General features: G+C 34.6%; 12 protein-coding genes. 10 read left to right on the top strand and 2 right to left on the bottom strand.

The window, feature by feature from the left end:
• Positions 1-88 precede the first annotated feature (88 nt).
• A complete protein-coding gene (locus B3P23_RS12255; RefSeq protein ID WP_293926333.1) occupies positions 89-883 on the bottom strand; it encodes a GLPGLI family protein in 795 nt (264 codons plus the stop codon).
• Between the two features lie 9 nt (positions 884-892).
• Positions 893-3,646 (bottom strand): outer membrane beta-barrel protein, encoded by a 2,754-nt coding sequence (locus B3P23_RS12250; RefSeq protein WP_293926330.1) that lies wholly within the window; start codon positions 3,644-3,646, stop codon positions 893-895.
• A 200-nt stretch (positions 3,647-3,846) separates the two neighbouring features.
• Here B3P23_RS12250 and B3P23_RS12245 point away from each other — a divergent pair, with 200 nt between their 5' ends.
• From B3P23_RS12245 to B3P23_RS12200, 10 genes are all read left to right on the top strand, one after another.
• On the top strand, positions 3,847-5,217 hold the full coding sequence (locus tag B3P23_RS12245; protein WP_293926328.1) for a dipeptidase: 1,371 nt from the start codon (positions 3,847-3,849) through the stop codon (positions 5,215-5,217).
• Between the two features lie 227 nt (positions 5,218-5,444).
• The gene (locus tag B3P23_RS12240) at positions 5,445-6,044 is read left to right on the top strand and encodes a lysophospholipid acyltransferase family protein (RefSeq protein WP_293926326.1); all 600 of its coding nucleotides are present in this window, start codon (positions 5,445-5,447) and stop codon (positions 6,042-6,044) included.
• Positions 6,045-6,073: 29 nt separating this feature from the next.
• Positions 6,074-6,832: an ABC transporter ATP-binding protein gene (locus tag B3P23_RS12235; protein WP_045755420.1), complete on the top strand. Its 759-nt coding sequence runs from the start codon at positions 6,074-6,076 to the stop codon at positions 6,830-6,832.
• Positions 6,833-6,976: 144 nt separating this feature from the next.
• A complete protein-coding gene (locus tag B3P23_RS12230; RefSeq protein WP_021188822.1) occupies positions 6,977-7,198 on the top strand; it encodes a DUF2795 domain-containing protein in 222 nt (73 codons plus the stop codon).
• Between the two features lie 79 nt (positions 7,199-7,277).
• Positions 7,278-7,742: a hypothetical protein gene (locus B3P23_RS12225; protein WP_293926317.1), complete on the top strand. Its 465-nt coding sequence runs from the start codon at positions 7,278-7,280 to the stop codon at positions 7,740-7,742.
• Between the two features lie 207 nt (positions 7,743-7,949).
• The gene (gene trpD, locus B3P23_RS12220; protein WP_045753602.1) at positions 7,950-8,939 is read left to right on the top strand and encodes an anthranilate phosphoribosyltransferase; all 990 of its coding nucleotides are present in this window, start codon (positions 7,950-7,952) and stop codon (positions 8,937-8,939) included.
• Position 8,940: 1 nt separating this feature from the next.
• Positions 8,941-9,579, top strand: coding sequence for a phosphoribosylanthranilate isomerase (locus B3P23_RS12215; RefSeq protein ID WP_293926314.1), 639 nt, complete (start codon positions 8,941-8,943; stop codon positions 9,577-9,579).
• Positions 9,560-10,744, top strand: a complete 1,185-nt coding sequence (trpB, locus tag B3P23_RS12210) for a tryptophan synthase subunit beta (RefSeq protein WP_293926312.1) — start codon at positions 9,560-9,562, stop codon at positions 10,742-10,744. Before B3P23_RS12215 ends, trpB begins: the two co-directional genes overlap by 20 nt.
• A 4-nt stretch (positions 10,745-10,748) precedes the next feature.
• Complete coding sequence (gene trpA / locus B3P23_RS12205) at positions 10,749-11,510, top strand: tryptophan synthase subunit alpha (protein ID WP_045753599.1); 762 nt, start codon at positions 10,749-10,751, stop codon at positions 11,508-11,510.
• A 668-nt stretch (positions 11,511-12,178) separates the two neighbouring features.
• A complete protein-coding gene (locus B3P23_RS12200) occupies positions 12,179-15,112 on the top strand; it encodes a TonB-dependent receptor domain-containing protein (protein ID WP_293926310.1) in 2,934 nt (977 codons plus the stop codon).
• Positions 15,113-15,133: the final 21 nt, after the last annotated feature.

The raw sequence follows: 15,133 nt of genomic DNA, 5'->3' as shown, positions 1-15,133 counted from the left end.
CAACTTATTTCAGGACGGGACAGATTAATAAAGCCCTTAAATATAATATTTAAGGGCTTTTTAAATTATACACAGCTTGGTTTTACAATTACAATAAAAGTAGCTGCATAATATATTTAACCATATCCTTTGTCATCATTCCTGACGAAAGAGTCTGTGTAAATTGCTTATCGACCTCAGCTCTTGTTAATACTTTAACTTTTTTGGCTTCAAATACTTTCTTATCCATTACTGGAGCACTAGAAAGTTCAACTTTAGAGGCAAAATAGGAAACATGTTGATTAGGAACCACAAGCCCTAAAATCATTCCTGGAAGACCATTTATTGATTCAGGACCACCGTATACAGGTATTTCATTTGCATAAAACCCAATCACATAAATTGAATCTGAAGTAACACCATTGGCCCTTCTGCAGTTAAATCCAGCAATTTCACGATATTCATCTGTAATTTTCCATTTAATTTTCTTCAAGGAATCTTGAATTACTATCTTTTCTCCAAATATGTCATTGAATCTTTTATAGCTATTTTGTTCAAGATTAGAAGATGTAACCCCGTCAAAATCTAATGCTAATTGCATCATGTAACGTGATGATGCTGGATCAAGCTCCTTCTTAACAGGCTCAAAAAGAGTTTCACTACCATTAAATTTCAATGTTTTTTGAATTGTAACACTTTGAGGCGCTGTTGTCACCATTTCTTGAAACCAATGACGAGAATTTTCATCTGCTTTTGCTACAAATTGCTTAGCAATGATGTTTTTAATATACATTGTCTTATCAAATGTAATTGTTCCGGTCTTTGAAAAAAGGGTATACTGTGCTTTACTCTCCCCTACTACAAACAGTAAGAATAGAACTGCTATAAATTTTAATACTTTCATAAATTATTTTTAATTCATAAACATTTTTGTGAAATCCCAGCTCAATTTCAACATGTAATAACGTTGGATCGTATCATAACGACGCTGTGTGAAAACTGAGTTATTTTGACTACGTTCAAATCCTTTGTTTTGATTCAGGATATCATTTACTGTAAAATCCAACTCTAATGATTCATTTTTTAAGAACTTTTTACTTACCCCCGGGTGAATCAAAAATTGATCAAGCTTTGTCGCAAAGGCGTCAGTAGAGGCTTCATAGGTATAATCATAGTTGACATAAACTTTAAATTTCTTAGGAAAATAATAGCTCATCCCTCCGTTTGATCCAAAGGTGAAACCATTACTATTTACATCAGGCTGTAAAGAAGAGCTCATAGTTTTGTAACCAGGTGTCAAATTGATATCGAAATCAAATCCCTTTTTCATATTCCTAGAAATGGCATATGTAAAATTATAATTTAATACATCAACTTTATTTAATGCCTTATTGACCATATTATAATTCTTTGACCCATAAACTGCTATCCTAGGAGAGTTTTCAATTCCCAATTCTTTATTCAATTTAAAATGAAAACCACCATATACATTTATTGATTGATTCGTTTTATCTGTTAAATTCTCCCAACGATAAGTACTTTTACCATTATTATCAGTTGTAATATTCTGAACAAATGCGTCATTCTGATTACTATAATTTGCACCCAAATAGGTATAAGAGCCTGAAAGAATTTTAAAAGAATTATAATTTACATTAAAACTATTGCTAAATGAGGGTTTTAAATTCTCATTACCAATCACGAAGTTTAATTGATCGGTATTATCAAGAATGGGCTGAATCTGATTCAAAGATGGCAATTGATTTCTTCCTGAATAACTAAAATAAATTCCTTTCCCTTTTGTAATATTATAGCTAATATTCAAATTAGGATTGTAAGTTAAAAACGAACGTTGAACTTGTTCTTTCGAATGGTTATTAGATTGCTTTAATTGATCATCATTTATACTGTTCGTGAAATTGGCTCGAAGTTTTTCATCTTTATAAGTTAGTGCAACCTTATAATTATTAGAAAACCTATCGTAACTATAATCATTACTAAAACGATTATCTAAGACATTATAATTACCTGCTTGATCTCTGTTATAAGAGAACTGCGATGAATTATTATCATTTTTATTCAAACCATAATTTAGAGAAAGATTCAATTTCTTCGTTAGTGGTTCAGTATAAGTTAATGTAGCACCTTTACTTGTATTATTACCATTATTTAATTTATACTGATCGGTTATTGTATCTCTTGACAATACATTTTTTTCATAATACTTAATTTTTGAAAGTAAATATCCATCACCATCATTTTCAGCTCTATTGATATTCATATTCAAAGAGATCGAACGACCGGCTTTTTTAAATTTCTTTGTTAGGAAAGCGTTAAGACCAAAAGATTGCGCATTCGAATTTCGACTATTATTCGTCGAATCAGAATTTAATGAATCACCATTCTTATTTGTCATTTTTGAAAAAGACCGATCGTCAGTCCAATTTTTACTTTTTGAGGCATTACCTTGAATGGTTAACGTTGTCAACGAATCAAACTTCAAGTCATACTTCAAATTCATTCTTTGTTTCGTTAAATCAGATTTAGCGTTTCTTACTTTATCTGTAAATTGAATACCGTCCTCGAGATTATTTTGTTTATTTGTCGTCTCGTTACCATCACTTTCAATTTTTCCGTATTTGTAACTTAAATTTAATTTATGTTTATCTGTTTTCCATTTATCAAAAAAGTTGACACCTGTATTCATGACTTTAGGTATTCCTATAGAGCCAGATCCTGAGAAATCATCTCCTCCTGAACTGAAATACATTCCATCATCATTGTAACTAACTCCTGAATCCGAGCCGTATTTCTGAGCATCTTCCCAAGACAATGATGTACCACCGTTATTTCCAAATAATCCGTAAGCGGATATCTTTTGTGAACCTTTAAATTTGTTTAGCATTAGCTGTCCATTGTAGTAATCATCAGTTCCCGCTCCGGCAACAGCTTTACCAAAGACTCCGTTTTTAGAACCTTCTTTTAGCTTTACATTGATCGTTTGTTCTTTATTTCCATCATCGACTCCAGTACGTTCCGCTTGTTCAGACTGCTTTTCATAGACCTGCACTTTGTCGACCATGTCCGAACGAATATTACGAGTTACTAATTTTGGATCATCCCCGAAGAACTCTTCACCGTCAACTAGAACTCTTTTCACAGTTTTACCTTGGGCAGTAATCTTTCCTGATGCATCAACCGTAATACCCGGCAATACTTTCAATAAATCTTCGACTTTTGCATTTTTTTCCACTTTAAAGCTACCTGCATCATACTCCGTAGTATCTCCTTTAATAGTGATCGGAATGCGACCTGTCACGATAACTTCTTGTAAAAGCTGTGCTGTATTTGTCAAACCAACTTTTAATGCTAAATAATCTTGATTTGGTAAAATTTCGGTATAATAGTCTCCATATTTGGGATAACTTACAATAAGTACTGCTTCACTGTGTATGGGTGTACTTAACGAAAAATTACCATTTTCATCAGATCTGGTAAAATCTAAAAGAATAGAGTCTTTGGCACTCAAAAGCATGACTGTTGCATTTGACAACTTCTGCTGATCTTTGGCATCACTAATTTTACCTTGAATTTTACTCTGAGCAAAGCAAAAGCTCACAAGCATCGGTAATAGCAACAGCAAATGGAAAATCGTTTTTCTTTTCATCTAAAAACTATAATTATCACGTTGGTTAATAAAACTGTGCAAATATATTGTATTGTTGTTCTTATTAGATGAGCAATGCATGGAAATGTTACAACAATTTTAATCTTTTTTTTAAATCCTTTAATAATGATTTTAAAACCATAATTCTCAAAGTGAAATTATAATGTTTTACCTATTTTTGTTATAAATACATTCATACTATGCAAACGATACAAGAATATGTTGAGGCAAACAAACAACGATTTTTAGATGAGTTGTTTGATTTATTACGCCTCCCATCAGTAAGCGCTGATCCAAAATTCAAAGGAGATGTTGAAAAGACTGCGGAATTTGTCGCACAAAAGTTAAAGGAAGCTGGCGCAGATCAGGTAGAAATCTGTCAAACTGCTGGTAATCCTATTGTATACGGAGAAAAGATCATTGACCCTTCACTTCCTACAGTATTGACTTATGGACATTATGATGTGCAACCTGCAGATCCATATGAATTGTGGGATACCCCGCCCTTTGAACCAACTATTCGTGATGGTAAAATCTATGCGCGCGGCTCTGCTGATGACAAAGGACAATTCTACATGCATGTGAAGGCATTTGAATACATGATGAAAAATAATGCACTTGCTTGCAATATTAAATTCATGATAGAGGGTGAAGAAGAAGTTGGATCTGTTAATCTTGGAACTTTTGTCAAGGAAAATAAGGAAAAATTAAAAGCTGATGTCATTGTTATTTCTGACACCTCTATGATTAGTCTAGAAACTCCATCATTAGAAACAGGACTAAGAGGACTATCATATGTAGAAGTAGAAGTAACCGGTCCAAATAGAGATTTACACTCTGGCGTTTACGGGGGTGCTGTTGCAAATCCTGCTACCGTATTAGCAAAATTAATTGCATCATTGCATGATGAGAATAATCATATCGCAATTCCTGGATTTTACGACGATGTGGTCGAACTCTCTCAGGAAGAGCGTAATGAATTGAATAAAGCTCCATTTGAAATCGAAGAATATAAAAAAGATCTAGGTGTAGAAGCATTATGGGGTGAAGAAGGCTATTCTACCATAGAGCGTACAGGTACTCGTCCGACATTGGAAGTAAATGGTATATGGGGTGGCTATATTGGTGAAGGTGCAAAAACTGTACTACCTTCTAAAGCATTTGCTAAAATCTCCATGCGTTTGGTTCCAAATCAAAATTCACAACGTATCACTGATTTATTCAAAAAACATTTTGAAGCAATTGCTCCAAAATATGTCCATGTAGAAGTTAAACCGCATCATGGTGGTGAACCAGTCGTCACTCCTACAGACAGTGTAGCCTATAAAGCTGCTGAAAAAGCACTCACGGAAACATTTGGAGTAAAACCTATTCCTACTCGTGGTGGTGGTTCTATTCCTATTGTTGCTTTATTTGAAGAAGTTTTAGGATTAAAAACGGTTTTGTTAGGTTTCGGGCTCAACAGTGACAACTTGCACTCTCCAAATGAAAAGTACGGGATTGAAAATTATTTGAAAGGTATTTCGACGATTCCTCTATTTCATAAATACTATGCTGAATTAAGTAAGTAAAACTTACGATAAATGTACAAAAGGGGGATTTATATCCCCCTTTTATAATATATTAGCCCAAAATTAAGACACCTTACTATTTGATGATTATATTCTTAAAGAAACTGCACAGCTACTTTTACTTCGCAAGTGTTTTTATCATTTTCTGCTTTCTTTTTCCTGCCATTTGGTTGTATGCAAGAAATCCAATAAAGAATTATACTAAAATAGCTTTTCTAAGGAGATGGATGAGTTTACTCGGGTCGTATTGTGCAGGTATTTTTTATCGCGTCAAGTTTGAGGAAAAGATTGACTGGTCTAAGCCCTATATCCTTTGTGCTAATCATACTTCGGTTCTTGATATTACAGCGATGACCTATATTTCACCCAGAGCGATCACCTTTCTTGGAAAAGCTGAATTATTAAAAAATCCTGTGACCCGAATTTTCTTCAAAACAATCGATATACCTGTTGATCGTAAAAGTAAAATGTCATCTTTTAGATCATTCAAAAAAGCTAACGACATGTTAAAAGAAGGAAAGACGCTCGTTATATTTCCTGAGGGAAAAATTGATAAACAATATCCTCCGACAATACATCCATTTAAATCCGGAGCATTCCGTATGGCAATCGAAAATAATATTCCGATCATACCTATTGTGATCGAAAATGCATGGGAAATCTTATGGGATGATGGTCATAAATTAGGTTCACACCCCGGTACAGTAAACATACAAGTATTTGCACCAATAAACACGCGAGAATACACTGAAAAGAATGCTTCGGATTTAGAAGATCACGTTTATAATAAAATGCTATTACATTGGAAATTGCAGAATAAATTGTAATTTAATAACCAAATAAAAAAATGTTCGTTATGGCTTCCTCAACATTAATTGAAATTCAAGAAATTGCCCGACAGTATACAATTGGAACAGAAACAATACATGCATTAACATCTGTTTCTTTAAATATAAAGAAGGGTGAGTTTGTTGCATTGATGGGACCATCTGGATCTGGAAAATCAACATTAATGAATATTTTAGGCTGCTTGGACACTCCTAATCATGGCGCATATATTTTAAATGGTATTAATGTTAGTGAAATGTCTGATGATGAATTGGCTGAAGTCCGAAATAAAGAGATAGGTTTTGTTTTTCAGACTTTCAATTTATTACCCAAAAGCACAGCATTGGAAAATGTTGCTCTTCCTTTGATATATGCTGGTATTAAACAAAGTGTACGAGAAGAAAAAGCTACTCAAGCTTTAAATAGTGTTGGCTTAGGTAATCGTATAGATCACCGTCCCAATGAGCTTTCGGGCGGGCAACGCCAGCGTGTAGCAGTTGCACGTGCATTGATCAACAATCCTTCTATCATTCTTGCTGATGAACCGACAGGAAATTTGGACACCAAGACTTCTATTGAAATTATGGGACTTTTAGAAGAAATTCATTCGAAAGGAAATACGATTATCTTGGTAACGCATGAGGAGGATATCGCACAACATGCACATCGAATCGTCCGAATGAGAGATGGTCTAATAGAAGCTGATTATCCTAATACTGATATCAAATCAGTTTCTCCTCGATTATCTGCTTTAGAAGAAAAAGGTGACGATTTTGAAAATATTTAGCATATTGACGATAACTTCATGATATTTTTTTCAACTGAATATCAACACATTAATATCATTCATGAAAAATAAATAACAAATAACTTGCTAAAGACAAATTAAATTATATTTTTGCGAAAATTGAAAACTTAATCTGTTTTTATTATGTATTGGACATTAGAGTTAGCTTCGCATTTAGAAGATGCCCCTTGGCCGGCAACAAAAGATGAATTAATCGACTATGGTATTCGTTCTGGTGCTCCTGTTGAAGTAATCGAAAATTTACAAGATTTAGAGGACGACGGTGAGCCTTATGAAAATATAGAAGAAATTTGGCCAGATTATCCTACTAAGGATGATTTCTTCTTTAACGAGGACGAGTATTAATAAAAAATGCCTTACAATGATTTGTAAGGCATTTTTTATACCTATTAATCCTTTTAACTATATTTTAGTCTTAATTATTATGATGACATACTTAAAAGGTATATGTTTGCTTCTACTACTCATAGCACCAAAGATTAATTTTGGTCACGAATATGAAACTGCTGACACGAATTTAGTTTTTATAAAGAAATTTGTCGCGGCACTTTATGATCAATCTCTGGCCACTGACGTCATATTGAGTCAATATATAACGATCAATAAGGAACTAACAGATGAATATTTTGAATATCTCGAAGCAAGTTTGAATGAAGTAAGACTTAATATTCAGATGAAAGACAGCAGTCAGATACACTATATCAACTACTTTCAACTTCCTAAGAAAGAAACAAAAGATATCGATCTAGAAGGAAAAAATGCAAATCATATTTACTTCCTAAAAGTAAAGAATAAGTTGGTTGTATCACTTTACTTAGATTCGGGGAAAATTGGATCTTTTACATTGGTTTCGAAAGGAAATAATTTAGCTCATTTTGTGACATATTAAAATAATTCACTAAATCCTTGTTTTTTTTAAAATAATCAACCATATTTGCTATAACAATAATAAAATGAATATAAACGTATTAAATAAGTCTTGGTGGTGGCATAACAGTTAAACTGTTGTGGCAAAAAACTATTGCTTAGATTTATCTATACATCAAAATAGTAGGCTTGCCTTTTTAGGTAAGCCTTTTTTTATTTTAATAGCAGCATGAAAAAAATATTAGCGCATTTATTCGAATATAAATCATTCAGCAGAAAAGAGGCTTATGACATCCTGATCAATATTACAGAGGGAAAATATGATAGCCATCAAATCGCAGCATTCATGACCGCATATGGCATGCGGAGCATCCGTGTGGAAGAACTAGGTGGATTTAGAGATGCCATGTATGACCTATGCCTTAAAGTAGATTTTGACGGTTATAATTTAATCGATTTATGTGGTACAGGAGGCGATGGCAAGAATACATTTAACATTTCTACATTAGCCTCATTTATTGTAGCTGGAGCAGGTTACCATGTCGCTAAACATGGTAATATTGGTGTTTCTTCAGGCTGTGGTTCTTCCAACGTCATGGAGTATTTAGGTTATCAATTTACAAATGACAAGGGCGAACTCTCCAGACAACTTGAAGAAGCAAATATTTGCTTTCTACACGCACCATTGTTTCATCCTGCAATGAAAACTGTTGCCCCTATTCGAAAGGCACTAGGAGTAAAAACTTTTTTTAACATGTTAGGTCCATTAACGAATCCTGCAAATCCGAAATTTCAATCTGTTGGTGTTTTCAGTCTCGAGCTAGCAAGATTGTATGGTTACCTATATCAGGAGTCGGAGAAACAATATTCGATTATACATGCACTCGATGGCTATGATGAAATATCTTTAACGGGCGACTTTAAAGTCATCACAAACGCTGGTGAACAGTATTACAGTATCCCTCAGTTGGGATTTAATATTGTACCCCCAGCATCATTAGCGAGTGGAGAGACGATCAATGAGGCCGCAGATACATTTTTAACCATTATCAGCAATAAGGGCAATGATATTCAAAACAATGTCGTACTTACAAACGCAGCATTTGCAATTAAAACATTTGATCCTGAGAAGACCTTTGCTGATTGCTTTAATGAAGCTGAAGAATCATTACGGAGTGGAAGAGCATTAAATAGTTTCAAAAAACTTATAAATAAATAACATGAGCTTAAAAATCAAAGTTTGTGGTATGAAAGATCTAGACAATATGCTTGATCTGATTAAATTACCGATAGACTATATGGGTTTGATCTTTTATGAGCAATCAAAAAGATATGTTAGTAGCCTAGATGCCCATTTTATAAAATCCATCCAAGGGATAAAGAAAATTGGTGTTTTTGTCAATGCGACTGAACAAGAAATTTTAGAAAAAATAGATACTTTCGGATTAACTGGAATACAACTTCATGGACATGAAGATCCAAATTTTTGTTTACAATTTAAATCACGTAGCATCATGATCATCAAGTCTTTTGGAATTGATGAAAAGTTTGACTGGCAATCAATGAAGAAATACGATGACGCAGTTGATTATTTTTTATTTGATACCAAAAGCGTCAATCACGGTGGTACGGGAATACAATTTGATTGGAACCTATTAAAAAACTACACGCTCGAAAAACCATACTTCTTGAGTGGGGGCTTGAGTGCTGAAAATGTGATAGCAGCAAGCCAATTTCCTGATCATCGTTTATATGGTCTCGATTTAAATTCAAAATTTGAATTTAAATCGGGGATAAAAAATGTAGAATTATTAGAACAGACATTGAAAAACATGAGTTATGAGCAAATATCAGGTTAATGAAAAAGGATACTATGGGCAGTTTGGTGGTGCTTACATTCCAGAAATGCTATATCCAAATGTAGAAGAACTGCGTGAGCAATATTTAGATATCATTCAAGACCCGAGTTTTCAGCAAGAGTTTAATCAACTTTTGAGAGATTACGTTGGAAGACCATCACCGCTATACTATGCAAGCCGTCTTTCAGAAAAATATGGGAGTAATATCTACTTAAAAAGAGAGGATCTCAATCATACGGGTGCGCATAAAATAAACAACACCATCGGTCAAATCTTATTAGCACAACGATTAGGTAAGAAAAGAATTATTGCTGAGACAGGCGCCGGACAACATGGAGTGGCAACTGCTACGGTATGTGCTTTAAAAGGTTTACAATGTGTCGTGTATATGGGCGCGATCGATATTGAAAGACAAGCACCGAATGTTGCTCGTATGAAAATGATGGGAGCTGAAGTTATCCCTGCAGAGTCGGGAAGTAAAACACTAAAAGACGCTACTAATGAAGCCCTTAGAGATTGGATAAATAATCCTGTAGATACACATTACATTATTGGTTCTGTTGTAGGCCCACACCCCTACCCCGATATGGTTGCGCGCTTTCAGTCGATCATATCAGAAGAAACAAAAAAACAGTTGTTTGAAAAAACTGGTAAATACAATCCTGATTATGCGATAGCATGTGTAGGAGGAGGCTCCAACGCAGCAGGTATGTTTTACCATTTCGTAGACGAAGAATCCGTCAAACTGATTGCTGTAGAAGCTGCAGGATTAGGTGTAGACTCTGGCGAGTCTGCCGCAACAACAGCACTTGGAAAAGAGGGTGTGCTACATGGAAGCCGATCGCTTCTGATGCAGACCCCAGATGGACAAGTCATAGAACCATACTCCATATCTGCAGGTTTGGATTATCCGGGAATTGGTCCACAGCACGCCTGGTTATTTAAATCTGGCCGTGGCAACTATGTGAGCGTAACTGATAAAGAAGCAATGGAAGCTGGACTGTTATTGACAAGACTTGAAGGGATCATACCAGCCATCGAAAGTGCTCATGCGCTAGCATATTTAGAAAAGATGGAATTGAAACCAGAAGAAACTGTGGTCATTTGTCTTTCAGGTCGTGGAGACAAGGATTTGGACAATTATATGAAATATTTCGGTTTTTAATACAATGAGAAAAATACAAAAAAAAGGAGATCAGGGTCTCCTATCTATATATTTTACGGCCGGATATCCGACGCTGGACAGTACAGTGGCTATCGCTAAGAAATTGGAAGAATCAGGAGCTGATTTTTTAGAAATAGGGTTTCCATACTCTGATCCTGTTGCTGATGGTCCTACCATCCAACATAGTTCAGAGATAGCACTAAAAAACGGCATGACCGTAGAGACTCTTTTTGAACAGTTAAAAGAGCTCCGTAAACATGTCACTATTCCTGTATTTCTAATGGGATATGTGAATCCTTTGTTACAATATGGCGTAGAGCGATTTTGTGCCGACTGTAAAAAAGTTGGTGTTGATGGCATTATCGTACCGGATTTACCCATGTATGAATATGAGGAACTGTATAAAAATGTTTTTGAACAAAATGATGTTGCCAATATTTTTATCGTTACTCCACAGACTTCTGAAGAGCGAATTAGAAAGATCGACAACCTTTCTAACAGTTTTATCTATTTACTATCTTCTAATGCAACAACAGGAACAGAATTAAGCGTAGGAGATAAGACAACTGCCTATTTTCAACGCATAAAAGATATGGATCTAAAAAGTCCTTTAGCAATTGGCTTTGGAATTTCTAATAGACAATCTTTTGAACAAGCAACAACTTATGCAACAGGAGCAATTATTGGAACTGCATTTGTCAAACTATTGGCTAAAGAAAATTATTTGGACGAAATTCCAAATTTTATTAAATCAATAAAAGGTTAATAAAAAAGTCCTTGCCTGCGCAAGGATTTTTTTATTTTTACTTATGAAATTCTTTAAGATCAATATTGTAGCAATAATATGACAACTAGAATTTTTTAGAGCGCTAGTTGTTTATTAGCTTTGTAGAAATGAAACAGTTGATCATACTTATCTTGATTTTTCACTATTCTCTTACAGCGACTAGTGCAACTGTGTATTTTCATTTTTGCCACGGAGAGACACAATCTATCTCTCTGAATAAAGACGAGTCATCACATGCAGAATGTACATTATGCAAAAAAAACGACTCCTGCCATAAAAGTCCTATTTCGGAAGAGCATAAATCCACTGATGATAATAAATGTAAAAATGTTTCTGTCGATTTAAAAAACGTTGATGACAATCATTTTTCATCAGATAGTGCAAAGGTTTATCCAGTTATCAGTCCTGCTATTCTAGTATTAAACTGGATTATTATAAATCAAAACTACTTCGAAAACATTGCCAATTCCAAATGTGTTTTCGCGTCAAATAAACCGATGTCAGCATCTGATATCTCTCCTTATTTGATAAACTGTAACTTCAGAATCTGATTTTTAAATTTTTTAATAGGTCTTTAAAGACAACCAAGGTCACACTTTAGCTATAAAAGCTGAAGTATACTACTATTTCAAAATTTTAAAAAAATCATGAAACAATTATTAAAATACGCACTTATACCTTTATTTATTTTTCTTGCAAATACTTCGCTGAAAGCTACATCTAATATTGCTAGACAAGACAGTACGGTAACATTACATGTCGCCGGAAACTGCGGTATGTGTAAAAAACGTATTGAAAAAGCAGCCAATCTTCCGGGGGTGTCGAACGCCGTATGGAGTGAAGATACCCAGAAGCTGGCATTAACTTATAGTGCTAAAAAATCAACATTAGAAACGATTAAAAAAAGCATTGCGGCTGTCGGACATGATGTTGAGAATGTACGAGGAAACGATCAAGCATATGCCGAATTGCATGAATGCTGCTTATATCCTAGATTAGAAAAAGTTCAAGCTTCGCCATTAACAGTTAGTGCTACAACAAACAATAGTAGTGCTACAACAACCGTTTCTGTTGATAGCACAACCACTATGCATGTAGCAGGAAACTGTGCTCTATGTAAAAAAAGAATCGAAACTGCGGCAACTATTAATGGTGTTACATCAGCAATCTGGGATGTAAACACAAAAGAGCTGGTAGTAAAACATAATCATCAAAAAGCACCTTTAGAAGAAATAAAAAAAGGCATTGCTGCCGTTGGACACGATGTAGACAATGTACGTGCCGATGATCAAGTATATGAACAATTACATGAATGTTGTTTATATCCGAGAATGGAAAACGGTAAAATTACGGCTGTAAAAGCAAAGAAAGATGATCATCATGACCACAACCACATTTTAACGGGCGTAGTTGTTGAAGAAAATGAAAAAGGAGACCTCAATCCAATCACAGGTGTTAATATCCATTGGTTGGAAGATAAAAGCAAAAATGCAAGAACAAATGAAAATGGTGTTTTCAAATTACAGCATCATGGAAATTTTAAGAAGATCGTTGTGAGTTTTGCAGGTATGCAATCAGATACGATTACGATAAAAGACTTGCATGAAGTATTGATGATAAATGCAAAAAGCAATGTCTTATCTGAGGTGGTCGTAACAGGAAGCAGAAGATCAAACTTCATCAATCGAATGAATCCTGCGCGAGTAGAGGTATTAACAACTAAAGAACTATTTAAAGCAGCATGTTGTGATTTAAGTGAAAGTTTCGAAACAAATGCTTCTGTTGATGTCGTAAGTAATGATGCTGTAACAGGTTCTAAACAGATTCAAATGCTAGGATTAAGCGGCATATATACACAGCTTACTGTAGAAAACTTACCAGGCCCTAGGGGGTTAGCAGCTCCACTAGGTCTAAACTCGATATCTGGAAGCTGGATCGAATCTATTCAAATTGCAAAAGGTATTGGTTCCGTTGCAAATGGATATGAAAACATGGCTGGACAGATTAATGTTGAACTTAAAAAACCTCAAAATTCGGACAGACTTTACTTCAATGCCTATGCTAACAACATGGGAAGAACAGATGTAAACTTAAATTTGGCTCAAAAAATTAACAACAACTGGTCTACCTCTGTTCTATTACATGATAATTTCATGTATAATAAAACCATGAACTTCAGTGATAACGGTTTTCGTGATATCCCTGTTGGAAACCTCTTTTCGGGTGTAAATCGTTGGAACTATGAAAACGGAAAAGGCTTCATGGCACAGTTTGGAATAAAATATTTAAATGATGACCGTACAGGTGGTCAAACAGATTTTAACAAAAAAACAGATAAAGGAACAACTAACAGATATGGTTTAGGTTTTGATATTGAAAGAATCGAAGGTTTTGCTAAAATCGGATATGTATTTCCAGAAAACAGACACCGAAGTATAGGTCTACAACTAGCAGGTTCAAACTACAATCAAAAAAGCTATTTTGGTTTGAAGAATTATAATGGTGAACAGCAGAATGGATATGCCAATCTAATTTTTCAAGATGTACTCGGAACTGTAGCACACAAATACCGAGTAGGGGCTTCGGTTAATTATGATAACTATGATGAGCTATATTTGGATGTTCAAAATTTCAAAAGAAAAGAAACTGTCTCAGGTGCTTTTGTAGAATATACTTTTAGTCCGAATGAAAAGTTTGATGCCGTAGTCGGTTTAAGACAAGATTATAACTCACTATATGGTTGGTTTACTACACCTCGCTTAAATTTACGTTATGCACCCTTTACAGGCAATACAATGCGCTTAAGTGCTGGTAGAGGGCAAAGAACGGCTAACATTATTGCAGAAAATATGTCTGCACTAGCAAGCAGCCGTACATTAATTATAAAATCTCCAGACAATTTTAAAAATGCCTACGGATTAGATCCTGAAGTTTCTTGGAATACTGGCTTTACAATTGATCAAAGTTTCAGATTGTTCAACAGAGAAGCAACTGCATCAGTTGAGCTATTTAGAAATAGTTTTGAAAATCAGGTTGTGGTCGACTATGAAAACCCTAGAGAAATATCTTTTTATAACTTAACAGGTAAATCATATTCAAATAGCCTTCAGGCAGAATTACGCTTCAATCCTTTACCTCGGTTAGAAACAAGACTCGCATATCGTTTACTCGATGTTCAAACTGACTTTGAAAGTGGCAGAAAAAGTAAACCGCTATTGGCTAAACACAGAGGTTTTACTAATCTAGCTTATACATTACCTTCATCAGGATGGAGCTTTGACTATACCCTAAATATTGTAGGAGACAAAAGAATACCTTCCACAACACAAAACCCAGTTGAATATCAGGTAGCAACAAAATCAAATGCTTATGTGACGATGAACGCACAGGTAAGTAAAGATTTTGGAAAAAATAAAAATTTCACAATTTATGTCGGCGGTGAAAACCTAACAAATTATTTCCAACATAATCCAATTTTAGGGGCTGATGATCCATTTGGTTCTTACTTTGACACGTCTCTATTATGGGGACCACTAACGGGAAGAATGTTCTATACCGGTGTAAGATTTCATATCAACTAAAATAAAAAAGGGAACTAACGT

This window comes from Sphingobacterium sp. UBA6320 (assembly GCF_002440335.1).
Classification (GTDB): domain Bacteria; phylum Bacteroidota; class Bacteroidia; order Sphingobacteriales; family Sphingobacteriaceae; genus Sphingobacterium.
Note: the sequence above shows the minus strand (reverse complement) of the source record. Positions and strands in the feature narration are given on the sequence as shown.

Bases quoted from the DNA above. Each gene is read 5' to 3' on its own strand.
- B3P23_RS12255 (WP_293926333.1), bottom strand. From the start codon at position 883: ATGAAAGTATTAAAATTTATAGCAGTTCTATTCTTACTGTTTGTAGTA.
- B3P23_RS12250 (WP_293926330.1), bottom strand. From the start codon at position 3,646: ATGAAAAGAAAAACGATTTTCCATTTGCTGTTGCTATTACCGATGCTT.
- B3P23_RS12245 (WP_293926328.1), top strand. From the start codon at position 3,847: ATGCAAACGATACAAGAATATGTTGAGGCAAACAAACAACGATTTTTA.
- B3P23_RS12240 (WP_293926326.1), top strand. From the start codon at position 5,445: ATGAGTTTACTCGGGTCGTATTGTGCAGGTATTTTTTATCGCGTCAAG.
- B3P23_RS12235 (WP_045755420.1), top strand. From the start codon at position 6,074: ATGGCTTCCTCAACATTAATTGAAATTCAAGAAATTGCCCGACAGTAT.
- B3P23_RS12230 (WP_021188822.1), top strand. From the start codon at position 6,977: ATGTATTGGACATTAGAGTTAGCTTCGCATTTAGAAGATGCCCCTTGG.
- B3P23_RS12225 (WP_293926317.1), top strand. From the start codon at position 7,278: ATGATGACATACTTAAAAGGTATATGTTTGCTTCTACTACTCATAGCA.
- trpD (WP_045753602.1), top strand. From the start codon at position 7,950: ATGAAAAAAATATTAGCGCATTTATTCGAATATAAATCATTCAGCAGA.
- B3P23_RS12215 (WP_293926314.1), top strand. From the start codon at position 8,941: ATGAGCTTAAAAATCAAAGTTTGTGGTATGAAAGATCTAGACAATATG.
- trpB (WP_293926312.1), top strand. From the start codon at position 9,560: ATGAGCAAATATCAGGTTAATGAAAAAGGATACTATGGGCAGTTTGGT.
- trpA (WP_045753599.1), top strand. From the start codon at position 10,749: ATGAGAAAAATACAAAAAAAAGGAGATCAGGGTCTCCTATCTATATAT.
- B3P23_RS12200 (WP_293926310.1), top strand. From the start codon at position 12,179: ATGAAACAATTATTAAAATACGCACTTATACCTTTATTTATTTTTCTT.